18 protein-coding genes and 1 pseudogene are annotated in these 21055 nt (G+C 29.2%); all 19 read right to left on the reverse strand.

Features of this window, described 5'->3' with window-relative positions; genetic code table 11:
- Positions 1–139: 139 nt before the first annotated feature.
- On the reverse strand, positions 140–1873 hold the full coding sequence (locus B2671_RS05750) for a HAMP domain-containing sensor histidine kinase (RefSeq protein ID WP_346869545.1): 1734 nt from the start codon (positions 1871–1873) through the stop codon (positions 140–142).
- A complete protein-coding gene (locus B2671_RS05755) occupies positions 1863–2573 on the reverse strand; it encodes a response regulator transcription factor (RefSeq protein WP_346869565.1) in 711 nt (236 codons plus the stop codon). Before B2671_RS05755 ends, B2671_RS05750 begins: the two co-directional genes overlap by 11 nt.
- Positions 2573–3307, reverse strand: coding sequence for a peptidoglycan editing factor PgeF (gene pgeF / locus B2671_RS05760; protein WP_346869546.1), 735 nt, complete (start codon positions 3305–3307; stop codon positions 2573–2575). The genes B2671_RS05755 and pgeF overlap by 1 nt, the downstream gene beginning before the upstream one ends.
- Before the next feature lies 1 nt (position 3308).
- Entirely contained in the window at positions 3309–3764 is a 456-nt protein-coding gene (gene nrdR, locus B2671_RS05765; protein WP_035132824.1) for a transcriptional regulator NrdR, read from the reverse strand.
- Between the two features lie 86 nt (positions 3765–3850).
- Entirely contained in the window at positions 3851–4108 is a 258-nt protein-coding gene (locus tag B2671_RS05770) for a YlmC/YmxH family sporulation protein (protein WP_346848320.1), read from the reverse strand.
- A gap of 88 nt (positions 4109–4196) precedes the next feature.
- Positions 4197–5759 carry a ClC family H(+)/Cl(-) exchange transporter gene (locus B2671_RS05775; protein WP_414632613.1) on the reverse strand — a complete coding sequence of 521 codons (1563 nt, stop codon included), beginning with the start codon at positions 5757–5759 and terminating at the stop codon, positions 4197–4199.
- A gap of 508 nt (positions 5760–6267) precedes the next feature.
- Entirely contained in the window at positions 6268–7041 is a 774-nt protein-coding gene (gene sigG / locus B2671_RS05780) for an RNA polymerase sporulation sigma factor SigG (protein ID WP_346869547.1), read from the reverse strand.
- A gap of 73 nt (positions 7042–7114) precedes the next feature.
- On the reverse strand, positions 7115–7825 hold the full coding sequence (gene sigE / locus B2671_RS05785; RefSeq protein WP_346869567.1) for an RNA polymerase sporulation sigma factor SigE: 711 nt from the start codon (positions 7823–7825) through the stop codon (positions 7115–7117).
- Positions 7826–7866: 41 nt separating this feature from the next.
- Positions 7867–8670: a sigma-E processing peptidase SpoIIGA gene (spoIIGA, locus tag B2671_RS05790; RefSeq protein ID WP_346869548.1), complete on the reverse strand. Its 804-nt coding sequence runs from the start codon at positions 8668–8670 to the stop codon at positions 7867–7869.
- A gap of 315 nt (positions 8671–8985) precedes the next feature.
- Positions 8986–10098, reverse strand: a complete 1113-nt coding sequence (ftsZ, locus tag B2671_RS05795; RefSeq protein WP_346869549.1) for a cell division protein FtsZ — start codon at positions 10096–10098, stop codon at positions 8986–8988.
- The gene (gene ftsA, locus B2671_RS05800) at positions 10095–11354 is read right to left on the reverse strand and encodes a cell division protein FtsA (RefSeq protein ID WP_346869550.1); all 1260 of its coding nucleotides are present in this window, start codon (positions 11352–11354) and stop codon (positions 10095–10097) included. Before ftsA ends, ftsZ begins: the two co-directional genes overlap by 4 nt.
- Positions 11355–11659: 305 nt before the next feature.
- Positions 11660–12658 (reverse strand): type IV pilus twitching motility protein PilT, encoded by a 999-nt coding sequence (locus tag B2671_RS05805; RefSeq protein WP_346869551.1) that lies wholly within the window; start codon positions 12656–12658, stop codon positions 11660–11662.
- Positions 12659–12933: 275 nt separating this feature from the next.
- Positions 12934–13635, reverse strand: a complete 702-nt coding sequence (gene sigK / locus B2671_RS05810) for an RNA polymerase sporulation sigma factor SigK (RefSeq protein WP_346869552.1) — start codon at positions 13633–13635, stop codon at positions 12934–12936.
- Between the two features lie 128 nt (positions 13636–13763).
- Positions 13764–15368: a penicillin-binding transpeptidase domain-containing protein gene (locus B2671_RS05815; protein ID WP_422653223.1), complete on the reverse strand. Its 1605-nt coding sequence runs from the start codon at positions 15366–15368 to the stop codon at positions 13764–13766.
- A 150-nt stretch (positions 15369–15518) separates the two neighbouring features.
- Positions 15519–16145 (reverse strand): uridine kinase, encoded by a 627-nt coding sequence (gene udk / locus B2671_RS05820; protein ID WP_346869554.1) that lies wholly within the window; start codon positions 16143–16145, stop codon positions 15519–15521.
- Complete coding sequence (locus B2671_RS05825; RefSeq protein WP_346869555.1) at positions 16145–17371, reverse strand: U32 family peptidase; 1227 nt, start codon at positions 17369–17371, stop codon at positions 16145–16147. The genes udk and B2671_RS05825 overlap by 1 nt, the downstream gene beginning before the upstream one ends.
- Entirely contained in the window at positions 17322–18020 is a 699-nt protein-coding gene (locus B2671_RS05830; protein WP_150843621.1) for a class I SAM-dependent methyltransferase, read from the reverse strand. The genes B2671_RS05825 and B2671_RS05830 overlap by 50 nt, the downstream gene beginning before the upstream one ends.
- Before the next feature lie 167 nt (positions 18021–18187).
- Entirely contained in the window at positions 18188–19171 is a 984-nt protein-coding gene (gene mltG, locus B2671_RS05835; protein WP_346869556.1) for an endolytic transglycosylase MltG, read from the reverse strand.
- A 24-nt stretch (positions 19172–19195) separates the two neighbouring features.
- Positions 19196–21014, reverse strand: a pseudogene (gene typA / locus B2671_RS05840) (translational GTPase TypA).
- Positions 21015–21055: the final 41 nt, after the last annotated feature.

Genomic DNA, 21055 nt, shown 5'->3' on the forward strand with positions numbered 1-21055 from the left:
TTATTATACATATATTAAAAAAACTTTACTTAGGTTAATAATACTTAACATAAACAAGTTCTTTGTGTTTCAAACGTGAAAAAGACTAGAGAATTTTCTCTCTAGCCTTTTATGAATTTATTATCTTATCTTAATATTTCTATTTTTCTATATGATATGGAATTGTAATAATAAATTTTGTACCAACGCCTAAAGTACTTTCTACATCTATACTACCATTAAAACCAATAATTATATGTTTAACTATAGCAAGCCCTAATCCTGTCCCACCTTTTGCCCTAGACCTAGCTTTATCGACCCTATAAAATCTTTCGAAAAGTCTTGGTATATACTCTTTTGCAATTCCCATACCACTATCTTCTACAATAACTTTAAAGTAAGTGTCATAAATTATCTTTGTTATTACTACTGTATCAAAGGCTTCACTATATTTTATCGCATTATCTACTAGATTTATAAGCATTTGTTTAAATTTATCCTTATCTCCTAGAATATTAGGTATCTCATCTCCTACTATACTTACATGTACCTGCTTTTGTTCACCAGTATTCTTCATTAAATAAAATACATCCTCTATAGCTTTATTTACATTAAATACTTCTTTCTTAAATTCTTGCTTATGTTCAATTTGTGATAACAATAATATATCTGATATAAGTGTGGTAAGTCTTTCTGCTTCTTCGTTTATTATAGTTAAAAATTTTTTCTTAGTCTCATCATCGTCTACCTCTTTTAAAGTCTCAGCAAAACCTCTTATAGATGTAAGAGGAGTTTTAAGTTCATGGGATACATTAGCTACAAATTCGGTTCTCATATTTTCTAACTTTTTCAAGTCAGAAATATCTTGTATTACTGCTACTGCTCCAATATGTTGATGATTGTGAACTATAATATCTGCGGTTCTAACCCTAAGAAATTTTATAGTAGGAGCACTTAACTTAAACTCTTTAATATCTCTATCTCTCATAGAGAATATAAACTTTAAATTGACTTCTTTGCATATATTTTCAACTGGATTGCCTACTACATCTTCTTTAATATTAAAAATTTTCTTTGCATAGTTGTTTATCATTATTATATTATGACTATTATCTATAGCAATTACGCCACTTTCCATGCTTTGAAGAATAGCTGAAAGTCTATTTTGCTTTTCACTTACCTCATGTAAGCTACTTTCAAGCCTATCTGCCATATGATTAAAGTTTAAAGCTAACTTACCAAGCTCATCATTGGTGGTAATTTTAATTCTTCTACTTAAATTTCCATTAGTCATCATGGAAGTAATAACATCTAAATCCCTAATTGGTTTAACAATTATATATGATAACTTATTAGCAATCCAAAGAGATATAAAAATCATTATAATTATAGCACTACCATACCATACTATATATGTACCATTTAATTTATGCGTTGCTTTTACAGGGGTTGAAACTCTAACTACTATACCATCTTCTATAGCTACAGCATAGTAAATAACATAAGTTCCTTCCCTATCACTATATCTAGTAGTAGTACCGTTTCCTTTAGATTTAGCCATGATAACTTCATCTTTATAATTATAATTTATTAATTTTTCCACATTCCCTAAAGAATCAAATTGGGCAGTTCCATTGCTATTTATAATAGTAATTCTAATATTCAAATTTTTCATTTTATCTACTATATTAGAAAAACTCGCCTGATCAATGTTGTGTAACTGCTCACTTATTAAATAAGCATAAACATTTAATTGTTCTTTAGAACTTTCTTCACTTTCATAGGTAACTATTGTATAAAATACTATAGTTAAAAATCCTAGTACAAAAACTAATGCCGCAAAAACACTTAGCATTAGCCTTTTTTTCATAGTTCTTTGTGAATTATCTTTCATAACTTTCCCCAGAATTAAATTTATATCCTATACCTCTAATAGTTTGAATATAAATTGGATTTTTATCATTATCTTCTATCTTTTGTCTTAAATGTCTCACATGGACATCTACAGTTCTAGTTTCTCCTACATATTCGTAGCCCCATATCTTATCTAAAAGAAAATCTCTTGTCATAACTTTTCCTTTGTTTTTTATCAGTATTTCTAAAAGTTCAAACTCTTTTAATGTAAGTTCTATTTTTTCTTTTCCTTTATATACTTCATGTTTTTGATAATCTATACTTATATCTCCAAATTTAAAGCTATTATCTTCTTGTTTAAAACTAGTTCTTCTTAATATAGCTTTAGCTCTAGCTACTAGTTCCCTCACTGAAAAAGGTTTTGTTATATAATCATCTGCTCCTAACTCTAAGCCTAAAATCTTGTCTAATTCCTCACCTTTTGCTGTAATCATAATTATTGGTGTAGACTCTATATATGAATTTTTTCTAATAGCCTTGCATACTTCTAATCCATCTATCCCCGGCAACATAAGGTCTAAAAATATTAAATCTGGTTTTTCATCTTCAGCTATTTTTAACGCATCAATTCCATTATCAGCAGTTATAACCTTAAATCCATTCTTAGTTAAATTAAATTTAATTAGTTCCTGAATATGTGCCTCATCATCAACTACTAATATTGTTTTCTCCATAAATATCACTCCTTAGACTCATGGATAAATACAAATGAAAATAACCTACCATGAGATTCTTCTTCTTTTCTATATGAATATAACTTTTTATCCTTGCTACAGTATGTACATAAATTTAAACATACTATATTATTATTTTTGATACCTTCATTCATTAACTGTATCTCTACACACTTTTGTAAATCTAAATTTCTACCATAATTAATCTGTTGATTTTTAAATAAATCACAATCCTTGAAATTATCTATAAGCTCCTGGCTTACTTCATAGCAACAGCTTTTATTATGAGGTCCTATAAAAGCTTTAATATAGCTATGATCACACCCATAATTTTCTTTCATAACTTTAAGTCCTTTAGAAACTATATTATTCAAAGTTCCTTTCCAACCACTATGAAGAGCTGCTATTACTTTATTTTTAGTATCTACTAAAATTATTGGTACACAATCCGCTGTAAATACCCCTATAGCAATCTGTTTTTCTTTTGTTACAATACCATCTCCATCATAGTTTACTATATCCATATTTTCTTCGTAAAAAAATACTTTGGTTCCATGAACTTGATTTAAATATACAACCTCATTTACTTTAAACCACTTTTTTAAATTATTTAAACTAGATTTTCCTTCATTAAATGCTTTATTAAAGTTTAAATTATTTTTTGCTGTAGAAAATCCAATGGTTATATCACCTAAATCATAGGTCAGAAATTCATTATTTTCTATGTTATAGGATCTCATATTACTTATCACCACTTAAACCCTTTATCTCTTCTATAAAACTATTAATATCATCAAACTTTCTATATACAGATGCAAATCTTATATAAGCAACTTCATCCATATACCTTAATTTCTCCAATATTAATTCTCCTATTTCCTCGGATCTTATTTCACTAGTCATGGTATTATTAAGTCTTTTTTCAATTGAATTTACTAAGTTTTCTATCTCTAATCTTGATACAGGTCTTTTCTCACAGGCTCTTATAACACCACTTATGATTTTATCCCTGTTAAATAACTCTCTAGTTAAGTTTCTTTTTATAACAAATATTTGTATATCCTCTATTTTTTCATAGGTAGTATATCTTTTATTGCAATTAAGACATTCTCTTCTACGTCTAATTGCACCATCATCTTCTGTTGCTCTAGAATCTACAACCTTACTTTCTTCTCCATTGCAATAAGGACACTTCACTATAATCACATCCTCTAAGTTTTTTCTGTTTATACTACGATTATACACAAAGTATTCACTATTTGTATATAATTAATTATTTTCTCCTAATTATTTTCAACAATACCCTCTCCATCTACTAAAATAACATCTACTCCAATTTTTTTAATTCTCTCCCAAGGCAATTCTATATCTTCATTTTTTGAAAACCATCCAGATTTCTGTGTTGGAAGTATTATTGCTTCTAATTTATATTCTTCACAATTAACTTTAAAATCTTTTATATATCCAAGTTTAGTACCTGTGTTAATATCTATTATCTCCATAGTTTTTAAACTATTTATCGCAAACATTGAAGTTTCCATAAAAAACTCCCTCCTTAAATTTTATATCATTTAATCTATATTCTCTTTTAAATAATATAGAACATAAAAAAGAGCCTAAGCTCTCTTTTTATACTAAAGTAAGTTTATTTATTTCTTCTATTATAAAACATCGTCTATCTACATTTACTAAAACAACTATATAATCTCCACCTATTAATTTTACATTACCTGTTGGTATTATTTCTTTTTCTCCTCTTTTTATAGAGACAAGAAGACAACCCTTCGGCCAATGAACTTCACTTATAAATTTTCCTTCACCTATACTTCCCATTTCAATACAAAATTCTAATATGGTCTTTTTACTGTCACTTTCCTCTTTAGTTAATCCAACCCTTTTTAGCAACCTTTCTAATAGAACCTCATAAATTGGTTCATTTCTTAACAACTCTGAAGTAACGTATGAAATTATAACTACTACTGATAAAGACAACAAATGATTAAAGGAACCTGTCATTTCCATTATAAGAACAATTCCCGTTATAGGAGCTTTTACTACAGATGCAAAATATCCTGCCATACCTAAAGCTATAAAGTTAATAATATATGAGCTGTTTATTCCAAAAACATCTATTGAAAAACTTCCAACTATGGCTCCTATAATTGCTCCTAACAATAACATTGGTAAGAATATCCCACCTGGTACCCCAGAGCCAAAACAAATTAAAAGTAATAAAAATTTAACTATGTATATTATTGTTAAAAATAAGATTGATTTTTCTTCTAATGCTAAATGTAATATCAGCTCATGACCTCCACCTAATAACATAGGTGCTGTCAATCCAATAATTGCTGTTAGTACAAAAGGGATCATTATTTTTACTTCTTGAGGTATATTTTTAAATTTAGAATATAAATCTTGAAATAAGTATATTCCTTTTGAAAATATAACTCCCATTATTCCTGTTAAAATACCTAATATAATTAAAATCCAATAATAACTTAATGGCAATGCATCCATTGCACCCACAGTTAAAGCTGGCTCAATGCCTAAAAATCTTTTTGTAACAAAATCTGCAGTTATAGCCGCCGGCATAACCGTCAATAATACTAATGGAGAAAAATTTCTATGAATTTCTTCTAATGCAAAGATTATTCCAGATAAAGGTGAATTAAAAGCAGCAGACAAACCTGCCGACGCTCCAGCTGTTATTAAAAATTCCTTTTTAACTGGCATATTTTTATAATTTTTTTCTCCAACTCCTTCACCTATTGAAGCTCCAATTTGAACTGAAGGACCTTCTCTACCAACAGAAAGTCCAGCTGACAAAGCTAAAAATCCTCCAATAAACTTGTATATTAATATTCTAGACCAATTCATTTTTAATTTATTTATAACTCGTCCTTTTACTTGCGGAATACCGCTTCCTGAAATCATGCCTTCCTGTTTAACCATGATTCCTACTATTATTCCAATAGTTGCTAAAATTCCAATAACTAAAATCGCTTTTAATAAATCCTTATTTCCCCATGAATAAAAATTATTAAAAAGTAGCGAGAATTTATTTATTAGTATCCTATTAAGTACTATTACTACTCCTGTTACTAAGCCTACAATAATTCCTTGAAAAACTAATCTATACTTCATATTTTTTCTCTGAATCATCATTTCCTTTATTCTTTCGCCTTCCACTGTTCCATCACCTCAATTTCAAATATATACTTAACTTAATCTAATATTTAAGAATTACTAAAATCTTCTCAAATAATTTATCCTACGATAACTTATTTTGTGAATAAATTACAAAACCCTGTTTTTGTCTATCAATATGATAAATTCAAAAAAATTTAACACATAAGTTAAATAATATCTCTCCTAAAAATAGTTTAACAGAACAACTATCTTTTAATCAAATTTTATTCAATTTGAAATTTTCATAATTTTAAGCTTACATATTCAATATATTGTATAAGATATAAATATTTATTTTAATACAAAGGCTCATATCAAATTATCCACATATTCTAAATCTATAATATCTTATAAAACAAAAAGGAGCCAAGGCTCCTTTTTGCTGAGTCATAAATTTTAAATTTTAACTTCATTGCAATGTAAATTTTAATATAATATGATTTCATTACATAAACTATTGCAACTAGTTTTAATTCTAAATTAAGCTACCTACCTGTAAATAAGCATATTACACGTGTTTCCTCATATGTTTAAGTGCTGTCTTTTCCAATCTTGAAACCTGAGCTTGAGATATTCCAATTTCATCAGCAACCTCCATTTGGGTTCTTCCTTGAAAAAATCTTAAGTTTAAGATTAGTTTTTCCCTATCTGTAAGCTTCTTCATACCTTCTTTTATTGATATATTTTCAAGCCATCCATCATCTAAATTCTTACTATCACTAATTTGATCCATAACAAATATGGCATCTCCACCATCATGGTAAATAGGTTCAAATAATGAAATGGGGTCTTGAATTGCATCTAGTGCAAATACTATCTCTTCTTTAGGTATTTCTAGTTCTTTTGCAATTTGAGAGATAGTTGGCTCCTTATTATCCTTGTTAACAAGCTTATCTCTCACTTGTAATGCCTTATAAGCAATATCTCTTAAGGATCTACTTACTCTAATAGAGTTATTATCCCGAAGGTATCTTCTAATTTCTCCAATTATCATCGGTACTGCATAAGTGGAAAATCTAACATTTTGACTTAAATCAAAATTGTCAATAGCCTTCATTAAACCTATGCAACCTACTTGAAATAAGTCATCTACATTTTCCCCTCTGTTATTAAATCTTTGAATTACACTTAATACTAACCTTAGATTTCCTTTTATAAAATCCTCTCTACAGCCCTTATCACCTTGCTTTATCTTGATTAGTAGTTCCCTCATTTCCTTCTCTTTTAATACAGGTAGTTTCGAAGTATTCACTCCACAAATTTCTACTTTATTAATCATCATAAGGTCTCATTCCCTTCAGAATAATTACATTAAAATTATTTCCTGATGTAGCTTTTTTATACTAAAGACAACCTTATAACATTTTATTAATTTCTTTTTTAAGTCTCTTAATTATTCTTTTTTCCAGTCTAGAAATGTAGGATTGAGATATACCAAGCATATCGGCAACTTCCTTCTGGGTTTTTTCTGTAATTCCATTTAGTCCAAATCTCAACTCTATTATTTCTTTCTCCCTACTATTTAATTTATCCATAGCAATTCCAAGAAGTTGCTTATCTACTTCTTCTTCTATATAGTTATATACTACATTACTATCAGTTCCTAATATATCGGATAATAACAGCTCGTTTCCATCCCAATCAATATTTAATGGCTCATAAAAAGATATTTCTGTTTTTATCTTATTATTTCTCCTTAGATACATAAGTATTTCATTTTCTATGCATCTAGAAGAATATGTTGCTAATTTAATCTTCTTTTCCGGCGCAAAGGTGTTTACGGCTTTTATAAGTCCTATAGTTCCTACTGATATTAAATCCTCTACATTTACTCCTGTATTTTCAAATTTTCTTGCTATATAAACTACCAATCTTAAGTTACGTTCAATTAAGATGGATCTTATGCTTTCATCTCCCATTTCTAGGTTTTCTACCAATACTTCCTCTTCTTCTTTAGTCAATGGTGGTGGTAATGCATCATTTCCCCCTATGTAGTAAATTGATTTTGCAAAGCCTTTAAACTTACTTAAAAATCTACTTAGTATGCCCTGCAACCCATTTCTCATTTCTAAAATTTTCTTTGATATCTTATTCATAAAAATTCCTCCTATTCTATAATCCCCCTTGGTAAAAGTCCATTATAATCACTATGTTTGCTAAGCTTATTATCACAAAATGCCAATATCAAACTTTCTTCTTTTATATCTCCATTAATGTTTATCTTCACACTATCTGGTCTAATTCCAATAAGTTTTCCATTATATCCACTTACCACAGAGTAAGGAATGTTATATATGCTATGGTTCTTTAAATTTAAATCTTTAAAAAACTTCTTTTCTACGATTATTACAGGCAAATTTGTTGCTGGTTCTCTAAGTTCATTACCTGTATCTAGAAAGGCTTTTATTATAGTCTTCACATTATCGACACATATTTCAGTAGTATATACATAATTAGTTAATGAGCGTCTATCTTTTACATATACAGTTAACTTATAAATTAACATATAAATAATCATTAAAGACAATATAAGGTTTTTATAGGAAAAATTATATATCATAGTACTTGATGATAAAGATGGATTATCTTTTATGGCTATATAAAAAGACATTCCTGCAAGAAGTACAGAATACAATATAAATATTCCAGTAGCTTTTAATACTTCACCCATACATTTATCTTTAATAGATATTATCATCATCAGTAGAGCTACTAATATTTTAAAGGGCGTAGATGTAAAAAACTGTAGTTTAGGAATAACTATAGCAAAAACATATGAAGCACCAATAGCTGAACTTAGCATTAACCTACCCATTGAAACCTTCTTTTTTATAGTTTGCATAGTTATTGTTAGTAAAAATAAATTCACTAAAAAATTTTCTAACAAAAGCATATCTAAATACACTACCATTTTATTTACCCCCTTAAAGATTATTATATAGGTTGCTTAATGTAAAATTTGTAAAATCATATGGTAAAATTTCATATTATTACTAGAAAATTATGTCATTTTACGATTTTTTTTTTAAATTAAGTATCAGTTCAAAAATAAACTATGTAAATTAAACAAAAGTCCTTGAAATAATAAAAGGGGGAAATGTAATACATTTAGTCACATTTCACCCTTTGCATGGAACTTTTAAAATTTAAATAAGAAGAGACTATTGCAAAATGATTAAAAATCATCTTACAATAGCCTCTTAATAAAATACATAATAATCTTATATTATCTCATGCTTTTTCTTAGCCATGTAGGAACTGTAAAGTCTTCACTTTCATCTTTTGAAGATGTAGCAGTATCGTTTGATTGAGTTGCTGCTACTTCTGATTTAGAACCTTGACTTTTAATAGTGTCAAAACTTACTCCACTTTCCATTTTAGCTTTTTCACAATCAAATCCAGTAGCAATAACTGTTATTCTTATCTCATCATTTAAGCTCTCATCAATTACAGCCCCAAATATAATATTTGCATCTGGATCAGCTTCTTCCTGTACTATTTGTGCAGCTTCATTAATTTCTAACAAAGACAAATCAGCTCCCCCAGTAACATTTAAAAGTACTCCAGTTGCTCCTATAATTGAAGTTTCTAAAAGTGGACTTGCTATTGCTTCTCTTGCAGCATCTTGTGCTCTATTATCGCCAGTTCCAACACCTACTCCCATATGAGCAAGTCCTTTATTAACCATAATAGTGCTTATATCTGCAAAGTCCAAGTTAATTAATCCTGGTATAGTTATTAAGTCAGAAATACCTTGTACACCTTGTTTTAAAACATCATCTGCTTTTCTAAAAGATTCTACAAGAGTAGTTTTTTTATCCACAAGAGATAATAATCTTTCATTTGGAATTGTTACTAATGTATCAACTGATTCCTTTAAAGCCTTAATTCCAGCTTCTGCATGAATCATTCTTTTTCTTCCTTCAAAAGGGAAAGGTTTAGTTACAACACCTACAGTTAAAATCCCCATAGATTTAGCTATTTCTGCTACTACTGGTGCAGCTCCTGTACCAGTTCCTCCACCCATTCCACAAGTAACAAATACCATATCTGCACCTTTTAATGCTTCAATTATTTCTTCCTTACTTTCTTCTGCTGCTTTTCTTCCTATTTCAGGATTTGCACCTGCACCTAAGCCTCTAGTAAGCTTGTCTCCTAATTGAATTTTAAACTCAGCCTTAGATAAAACTAATGCTTGTTTATCTGTATTAATACCTATGAATTCAACATTTTTAAGTCCTTCTTCAATCATTCTATTTACAGCGTTGTTTCCACCGCCACCACAACCTACAACTTTAATTTTACATAAATCATCATTTTGAACATCGAAATCAATCACTTTATTACCTCCTCATTAGAAAAACTCTTTAGAATTCCTTTTAGTCTTGTTATAAACTTATTTTCTTTACTTCTATTATTGCTACTACTCAACTTTTCATTACAACTTTCACAGGAACTTTTCTCTTTATTAAATATTTCTTCTTTGCTTAAAACATCTCTTATGATTCCTGTAGCTGTTGAATATATTGGGTTTGCTGCTCCAACATAATTTGGAACACCTATTCTAACTGGCTTTCCTAATATTTCTGAAGCTATAGTCGTAATATCTCTAAATAAAGATATTCCACCTCCAACAATTACGAAACTGCCAATTTGATCACTTAATTGCTCTTTTTCAATGCGCTTATTTATTATTTCAAGTAGTTCTTTAACTCTTTCACCTATTATATCTACTAACATTTCATAATTAATTTCCACTATACTATTTTCACTAGTGTTAATCTTTATTTTATGATTTTCAGTTGAATTATCTTTCAATAAAGTATTACATTTAAATTTTAATCTTTCACTATCTTGTAATGATAACTTTAGGCAAATAGAAATATCATTTGTAATATTATTACCACCTAAGGGTACTGAAAAGTAATCTAAGAATCTATTATTTTTAAAAACTGTAATTTCCATATTAGAACTTCCAATATCGATAATTGATACACCTTTAGCAAGTTCAAGATTTTCAATTATATCCTTGCTTATACCTATGGCATTAACTACCCATCCCTTTATCTCGATTCCAGTTTCTTTTAAACATTTTTTATATCCATCAACATATTTTTTACTTAGTATAAATGCGTTGCCTTCTGATTCTAGCACCTTCCCTTTCATTCCTAATGGATTAGTAATATTCTTCATAGAATCAACTATGTATTCTTCAATATCAACTTGAACAATTTCTTGCTCCTTGCCAACACAAAACTTTGCAACTTCTCCTACATTTAATATATCTTCTTTGCTAATCTCTTTCATTTCTGGGAAAGACAAAACACCTTTAGTCTTTACGATTTCACATAAAGAAATTGGTACAGATAAGTATGCTTCTTCTAATGGTGAATTTACAATTTCCTTTAAACGCTCTACTACATTGCGTAAAATACAAGAAATATCCTCTTCATCCAACATTACATTATCCTTAGCTCCCTCATAATCTGAAGTAGTAATTCCCATAATTTGTATTTTGTTTTCTTGGTCTAATCTTCCAACTACTCCACATACCTTTGAAGAACTTATATCTATTCCAACAATGTAATTATTCATATAACATATTCCTCCCACATTCTACTCCCTAAGAAGTTTACAGTGTACAAAGGTATATTCAACATGAAAAATGAAATTCCTTCAAAATAGTAGAATATTTTTAGAATATATTTATACAATGGCTAGTCTCTATAATACTTACTACCATATACAGGTAAATAACGAAATTATCTCAATATATTATAAATACGCCATTTAATCATTTATATTCTATCTATAGTATAAAACTTAATTAAAAAAAACACAATAGTTAAATTCCCTATACCATTGATATTATAGGTTTTCGAAGAAACAAAGAACTCTGTTTATAGTTCTTCTTTATCAATATATCTGATAATTTTACTTATAGCCATTTCCATAGTCTGCATACCATATTTTGACGAAGTTTCCATAGTTGATGGTATTTGATGTATTTTCCCTTCTCTAATTAAATTTTGAACTGCTGGGGTATTAACCATTACTTCAAGAGCTGCAATTCTTCCACTACCATCTACCTTCTTAAATAATCTTTGACATACTATACCTTTTAACACCGTAGAAAGCTGATTTCTTATCCTTAATTGCTGTTCTGACGGAAAATAATTTATGATTCTATCAATTGTTTTGTAGGCACTTATGGTATGTAATGTAGAAATTACTAGATGTCCTGTTTCTGCTGCTAGAAGTACTGCTGACATAGTTTCTAAATCTCTTATTTCTCCAACTAAAATTACATCTGGATCTTCTCTAAGTATGGCTCTTAGCCCACTATCATAGCTTTCCGTATCCCTTCCTATTTCCCGTTGATTAATTAGAGATTTCTTATGATTATGTAAATACTCTATAGGATCCTCCAAAGTGACAATATGAGTTTTTTTATTTGAATTTATCTCATTTATCATAGCTGCCATAGTAGTACTCTTACCACTTCCAGTTGGACCAGTTATAAGAATTAAGCCATCCTTTTTATTTGTAAATTCCTTTATAATTGTAGGCATATTTAAATCTTCTAGAGTTGGAACTTTTACTGGTATTACTCTAATCGCAATAGTATCAAAACTTCTTTCTTTATACACATTAACCCTATATCTGCCTACATCTGGTAGAGTATATAGTATATCTCTCTCCCCTATTTCATTATATATAAAGTAATCTTCTCCAAGGATTTCCTTACTATATTTCTTAACTATTTCTTCAGATAAAACTTCTTCTATTACATTTATTAATTCTCCATTTTTTCGTAGAATAGGAGGTGCTCCTACAGACAGATGCAAATCTGAACCTTGATTTTTAACCACATATTTTAAAAGTTCCTTTAGTTCCATTTTTATCTCCTTACATATAATAAAATACATTTCAACCTACATTGTTATATTTATAATTATCTACTTTACATTAAGTTTACTATAATTTTAATTAATATATCAATTTATATAATCGTATTAAATATATTTATATTTATATAATTCTTTAACATTAGTTAAAGTTTTCTAAAAAATATGATATGTATTGATTCATATATGTTTATAAATCAATACATATCAATACCTTTTATAATATAAATATAATTATATAGTAAATATTTAATTAATATATATTATTAGCTTTCTCCACAATTTAACTCCTTAAGTAGTTTCTTCAATGCTCTTTTTTCTATTCTAGATACATAGGATCTTGAAATACCTAATATTGAAGCTATCTCTCTTTGAGTTTTTGGTTTCCCATCTATTAACCCGTACCTCATTTCTATTATTCTTCTCTCTCTTTCTTGAAGACATGTTTCCAGTATACAATATAATTTTTTCACTTGTATCTTATTTTCCACTACCTCCAAAATGGAATCTTTATCACTACTTAATATGTCCATAAGGGATATTTCATTTCCTTCTTTGTCTAGACCTATAGGATCTTGCAAATATACTTCACTTCTAATTTTCTTATTGTTTCTAATGAGCATAAGAATCTCATTTTCTATACATCTTGCAGCATAAGTTGCTAACCTAGTTCCCTTATCCATATCAAATGAATCTATTGCCTTAATTAATCCTACTGTTCCAATTGATATTAAATCATCCACTTCTTTCCCCGGAAATGAATATTTTTTTACTATGTGTGCTACTAATCTTAGATTTCTTTCAACTAAGACACCCTTTGCTTCAGGATCTCCATCTTTTAATCTCTGTAAATATTCTTTTTCTTCTACTTCTGTAAGTGGCTGTGGAAAAGAGTTATTTCCTGAAACATATCCTGTAAGTAAGGCATATTCGCTAATTACATTCAATAACCAACTCAAGCAAAACATTTATGCTCCCCCTAATAGTGCTTATTATTATAATATGTTTACTTTAGGGGAAAAGTGACTATATGGTAATATTTATTTGAAAGAAAAATTTTAAATTTTAGGTATATTATACAATGTAAAATCTAACTTTAATTTAATTTCACAATATCACTCTGAATTAAATTTTCTACTATATCCTTAAATACAGAACATGCAACTTGACTACTACCGCTCTCTTCTTCTATCTGTGGTAAATATATAACCATGGAATAATACTTGTTATCATATTTGAAAAAACCTGCAAACCACCCATCAGAACACTTTTTATCTCCATTCAAATATTCAGTAGTTCCAGTTTTGCCGCCAATTTCTATATTATCTATTTTAGAATTGCTTCCTGTACCAAGCTCATCATTTACTACACCTATCATACCTTCTTTAATTATATTAGCAGTACTTTCACTGAATATCTCTATAGATTCACTTTCATACTTCTTTAAAATTTTACCTTCTTCACTTATTATTTTATTTATAATTTTAGGTTTAATATATTTACCACCATTAACTACTGTATTAGGAATGGATAATGCTGCTAGAGGTGTAGTTCTCACCGTTTGTCCTATAGATGTATTAGTAATGATATCTAAGTTGTTTTCTACCTTATATCCTTCTATAGTTCCACTTTTCTCATCTTGAAGATTTAGCGTCTTGTTGAATAAGCCTAATCTATTAGATAATTCATATATTCTATCCATTCCAACCTTCCATCCAATCTGAGCAAAAGTATCATTAGAAGATGCTATGTATGCTTGCTCCATATTATATGAACCTAGCTTTTCAATGCTTTTGGGGAAAATTCCCTTTAAATAGAACTTTTCATCTCTTCCTACTAGTTGATTTTCTAAAGCTGCTTCATATAGTATANNTTTAAAGGTAGAACCAAGTAAAAAACCATTCCCACTAGGTATTCCGATATTTACATTAGATAGATTATCATTTTTCTGCGCCATTGATAATATATCCCCAGTGCTGCTTTCCATTAATACTGCTCCAATTTGGCCGTATTCTTCATAATTTTTACTTTTTAGAATCTCTTCTACTTTTTTTTGAATATGATAATCTAGGGTTGTAACTACATTATTATTACCTTTTATGTCACTAAATACTTTTTTAACAACATTACCACTAACATCCTTTTCAAGCTTTAATTGCTCTTTTTTATTATTCTTAATATATTCATATATTTCTCTTTCTAAGGTTCCCTCATCTTTCAGCTTTGAATTATCAGAATATTTTACTCCACTAGCTAGTATATTCTTTATATTCCAATCATTATACTTTTTATATTCAGTATATTCGTATATATACATTCCTCTTACATCTTCTATATTTTTTAACTTTTCATAACATTCTTTATCAATTTCATATTGTTTATTTCCATTTTCAATTTCATATTGTAATAAAGAAATATCATAATCTCTATTAAAACTTCGCAGTATATAAGATACATTTTTCATTGAAATAAAAGCTGCTTCCTCGTTTAATGTATAAAAAGTTAATGGATCTATCACTACATAATATTTTAATGTACTTTCAAAAAGGTTATTGTCATTTCGATCAAGCAACTTAAAGTTAATATTACTTATATCCTCTTCATAGTAATATTGTTCAGTAGCAGACACTGAAAGTGTAGAACCCTGCATTAATTGAATATGGATAAATCTAATAATTAATCCTATAAACATTAATATCATAATGGATAATAGGTAATAATTTCTCTTTGCTACCTTCCCTTTATTACTTTTTTGAAACAATAAAAACACCTCCCTTAGTATAATCTTTGACTAAAGAAAGGTGTTTAATACCAAATTTTTGAAACTTGTTTATACTGACCTATGTAATAATTACTCTTGTCTTGCTAATATCTGGTGGATATTTCCTTTAATAACTTCTATAGCTACTTTATTATGTCCACCTTCTGGTATAATAATATCTGCATACTTCTTAGTATTTTCTGTAAATTGTTCATGCATCTGCTTAACTACAGTTAAATATTGGGTTATTACCGAATCTACAGTTCTTCCTCTTTCATTAATATCTCTTACTAGTCTTCTTATGAATCTTACATCCGCATCAGTATCTACATATATTTTTATATCTAACATGTCTCTAAGAGATTCATCCTCAAGAACAAGTATTCCTTCTACTATTACTATTTCTCTTGGTTCCACTAGTATAGTTTCTTTTTTTCTATTATGCACCTCAAAATCATACTGAGGCTTCTCAATAGCTTTACCATGAATTAAAGATTTTAAATGATTTACTAATAAGGCTGTATCGAAGGCATATGGATGATCATAGTTTGTCTTTACTCTGTCCTCCATAGTTAAATGGCTTTGGTCCTTATAATAACAATCCTGTTCTATCATAGCTATGCAATTTCCATCAAAACTTTTGCATATTTCCTTCGCTATAGTACTTTTTCCTGAACCAGTTCCACCTGTTATTCCTATTATAACTGGACGTTTCATCAAACTTCCTCCTTAGCCTTTATTATAATATCATTTTCTTCTAATTCTTCATCAACTTTAGCAGTATATATCATTTTTGAACTAGGTGCTGATTCAATTTTATTTCCTTTTTCATCATGAAGGTCTCTAAGAACAACTTGCTTATTTTCTCCTATCGGTCTTAAAACCTCTACTTGAGCTCCTTCAACTACTTTATTTCTATGCTCAATTGTAACTATTCCTGTTCCTTTATTATAATCCTTAACTATACCTATAATGTCATAATTTCTGACATAGGCTGAACTATCTTGAACTTGTTTATTTTCTTCATTTAAATAGAATCCAGTATAGTATTGTCTATGACTAGGTTTATTTAAGTCTTCTAACCATCTTGGATTAAACTTATAGTCTTCTGGGGATTTCATATATTCATCTATAGCTTCTCTATAAGCTTTAACAACACTTGCCACATAGTAAGTACTCTTCATTCTACCCTCTATTTTAAATGACAGTGCGCCAGTTTCCATAAGTTCTGGAATATGCTCAATCATACATAAATCCTTAGAATTCATTATATATGTTCCCTTATCATCTTCCATGATAGGATAATATTCTCCTTCACGTTTTTCCTCTACTAGATGATATTTATATCTACATGGTTGTGCACAAGACCCTCTATTAGAATCTCGCCCTACCATATAGTTAGATATAAGACATCTTCCTGAATACGCCATACACATAGAACCATGAACAAATATCTCTAAATCCATAGTTTCAGGTATTTTCTCTTGTACCTTTTTTATTTCTTCAAGGGACAACTCTCTAGCTAAAACAACTCTTTTTACCCCCATCTTATGCCAAAACTCACAAGTCTTCCAGTTAACAGTATTTGCTTGAGTACTTAAATGCAACTCCATATTTGGTACTGTTTCTCTAGCCATCATAATTATACCAGGGTCTGATACTATAATTGCATCTACTCCTGCTTCATATAATTCCTTCAGATAATCTTCTAAACCATCTAAATCATCATTATGTGGAAATACATTTAAAGTTACATATACTTTTTTACCTTTTGAATGAGCAAATTCTATACCTTCTAATAATTCTTCATTGCTAAAATTATCTGCAAAGGCTCTAAGATTTAACTTGCTACCACCTAGATATACTGCATCTGCTCCAAAATTTATTGCTGCTTTAAGCTTCTCCAAGTTCCCTGCTGGAGCTAATAGTTCCGGTGTTTTCATTTTCATTCCTCCTAACTGTCAGTGCTATACCATCTCCCATTGGTATTACTGTTGTAAGTAAATTTTCATCCTTTGAGATTGTCTCCATATATTTCTTCATTCTTTTTACTATAGTAATTTTTCTTCTTATCATCAAGTCTTTACATGCAACCATACCTCTAAACAATACATTATCTGATATAATTATTCCATCCTTTGATAACATTCTTATGCAATGAGGTAAAAATTCACTATAATGACCTTTACCTGCATCCATAAAAATCAGATCATACTCATCATCTAATCCTTCAAGGATTTCCAAACAATCACCTTGTATTATTGATATCTTTTCATCTAAACCTGCTTTTTTTATATTTTCAGTTGCTATGGTTACCATTTTCTCATCTCTTTCAATGGTAGTTATAGTAACATTATTTTCCGATGCTAAGGACATTAAAATGGAGGAGTATCCTATTGCTGTGCCAAGCTCAAGTATCTTTTTAGGTTTTTTTAAATTAATCATAAACTCTATTAATCTAGCAGTTTCCTTTTGAACTATAGGTACTGCATTTTCTTCCGCAAAATCTTCTAACTCTTTTAACATCCCTTTAGAATCTCCTATGAGACCTCTTAAGTACTTTTCCATATAATCATATGTAATACCGCTCATTTCTTCCTCCATATAATCCTATATAATTTAATCATTATTTATATACTCTATTTAAAATCTCTTATCCATATCATATATATTTACTATTAAGAATATAATAATTTTATAATACAAAGTTATAAGCTCAAAATTATTGAGCTTACAACTTTTTATTCAATTTTAATATCTTAGTATCCTAATTCTTTTAACTTATTCATAAAGTCTACATCATTATCAGTAAAATAATGATGTGTTTTATCTTTTTCTAAAACGTAAAATAAATAATCAGTACTTTTAGGCTTAGCTGATGCTAAAATTGATGATATTCCTGGACTAGATATAGGCCCCAATGGCAATCCATGATTTTTATAAGTATTATAAGGTGAATCTACCTCTAAATGTTTATTTAAAACAGTATCTACATGCTCACCTAAAGCATAAATAACTGTAGCATCAATCTGTAGCTTCATTTCCTTTTTTAACCTATTGTATATAACTGAGGAAACTAATGGTCTCTCTTCATCTACTCTAGTTTCATTTTCAATAAGAGAAGCTATAGTTATTATATCGTAAATATTAGTTCCTTCTNNAATAATACTATTAATTTTAGAATTAAAAGCATTATTCATAGTAGCTATAACTTCATTAGGTTTAACTCCTGGATTAAAGAAATATGTATCAGGAAATAAAAATCCTTCTAAATCATATCTCCTTCCTTCCTTTGCTGGAATATAATCAGGAGCTGCATATTCCTTTATAGCTTTTAAGAACTCATCCTTAGTAAATAATCCTTTTTCCTCAAATAATATAGCCATTTTTTCTATATCATATCCTTCTGGAATAGTTACAGATATAGAGCCTTCATTATTTTTATTCTCTAAAACAGCAATTATCTCCTCAAAGCTTAAATTACCTGATAACTTAAATGTTCCTGGTACAAGTTCTGCTGAAGTATTATGCAACTTCATATAAATCTTCATCAATGTTTTGCTTTTTATAAAACCTTGATTATCTAACCTATCTAATATGTTGTAAAGAGAATCCCCTTCATTTACAACTACGGTGACTTCCTCACCTTTTAATGGAGACTTTGTCGCATAATTGTAATAAAAACCACTGACTGTTAATATTGCTATTAACACTATTACAATTATACCTACAATTTTCTTCATATTACACCCCCATGAACGGAAATATTATTTCCTTAATGCTGCTCTCTTTCTTAAGGTTGGATCTAGTATTTTCTTTCTTAATCTTATAGTTTTTGGAGTAACCTCTACAAGCTCATCAGAAGCTATAAATTCTATGCATTGCTCTAATGACATATTAGGTACTGGTATTAATTTAAGTGCATCATCTGATCCTGAAGATCTTGTATTTGAAAGATGTTTCTTCTTACATACATTAACTTCTATATCTTCATTTCTTGAACATTCTCCACAAACCATTCCTTGATATACTGGAACACCTGGTCCTATAAATAATCTTCCTCTTTCTTGTGCATTGAATAATCCATATCCAATAGATTCTCCAGATTCAAACACAACTAGCGATCCTCTATTTCTCTCTATTATATCACCTTTGTATTTTTCATAACCAATTAAAACATGGTTCATTATTCCATTCCCTCTAGTTTCAGTCATAAACTCATTTCTTAATCCAATTATTCCTCTTGATGGAACTTTAAATTCAAGCCTAGTATATCCATTGACAGCACTAGTCATGTTAACCATCTCTGCTTTTCTTGGACCCATCTTTTCCATAACAACTCCCATATACTCTTCTGGTACGTCCATTGTTAAGTTTTCCATAGGTTCTAAAAGTTCTCCATTTTCATGTTTGTATATAACAGATGGCTTAGATACTTGGAATTCATAACCTTCTCTTCTCATAGTTTCAATAAGAATTGAAAGATGAAGTTCTCCTCTTCCACTAACTTTAAATGAGTCTGCTGAATCAGTTTCTTCAACTCTTAAACTTACATTAGTTTCAAGTTCTTTCATAAGTCTATCCCTTAAGTGTCTAGATGTAACAAAATCTCCATCTTGACCTGCGAATGGCGAGTTATTAACTATAAAGTTCATACTAAGAGTTGGCTCATCAATATCAACAAATGGCAATGCTTCTGGGTNNATCTGCTATTGTTTCTCCAATATTTATACCAGGAATTCCTGATATAGCTATAATATCACCAAGTTTAGCTTCTTCTACTTCAACTCTTTTTAATCCATCGTAAGTATAAACATTTGATACTTTTACATTTTTCTTTGCTCCATCCTTTGACATTTGAGCTACGGTTTGATTCTTTTTAATGGTTCCTCTTTCAATCTTACCTATTCCAATTTTACCAACATACTCGTTGTAATCTATTGATGTTACTAGCATTTGTAATGGCTCGTCTATGTAACCTTTTGGTGGGTGTACAGTTTCAATAATTGCTTCGAATAATGGAACCATATCTACAGCTTCATCTTCAAGTTCTGATACAGCAACTCCATCTCTAGCAGATGCATATATTATTTTAAAATCTAATTGCTCATCTGTAGCACCTAATTCTACAAATAAGTCAAAGATCTCATCTATAACTGCCTCTGGTCTTGCATCTTTTCTATCAATTTTATTGATAACAACCATTGGATCTAATCCAAGTTCAAGGGCCTTTTTTAGAACGAACTTAGTTTGTGGCATAGCTCCTTCATAAGCATCTACTACAAGTAAAACACTATCTACCATTTTAAGTACACGCTCAACTTCTCCACCAAAATCAGCATGGCCTGGAGTATCTATAATGTTTATTTTAACTCCATTATACATTACTGCAGTATTTTTTGAAAGAATAGTTATTCCTCTTTCTCTCTCTAAATCATTTGAATCCATAACTCTCTCTTGCATTACTTCATTTTCTCTAAATACTTTACTCTGCTTTAAAAGCGCATCCACTAAAGTTGTCTTACCATGGTCAACGTGAGCTATTATAGCGATGTTTCTTATATCTTCTCTTGTATATAAATTCATATTTTTCCTCCAAAATTTTATTTTAATAATAAACTACAAAA

Origin of the sequence: Clostridium sp. UBA5119 (assembly GCF_002414285.1) — a bacterium.
GTDB lineage: Bacteria > Bacillota > Clostridia > Clostridiales > Clostridiaceae > Clostridium_J > Clostridium_J sulfidigenes.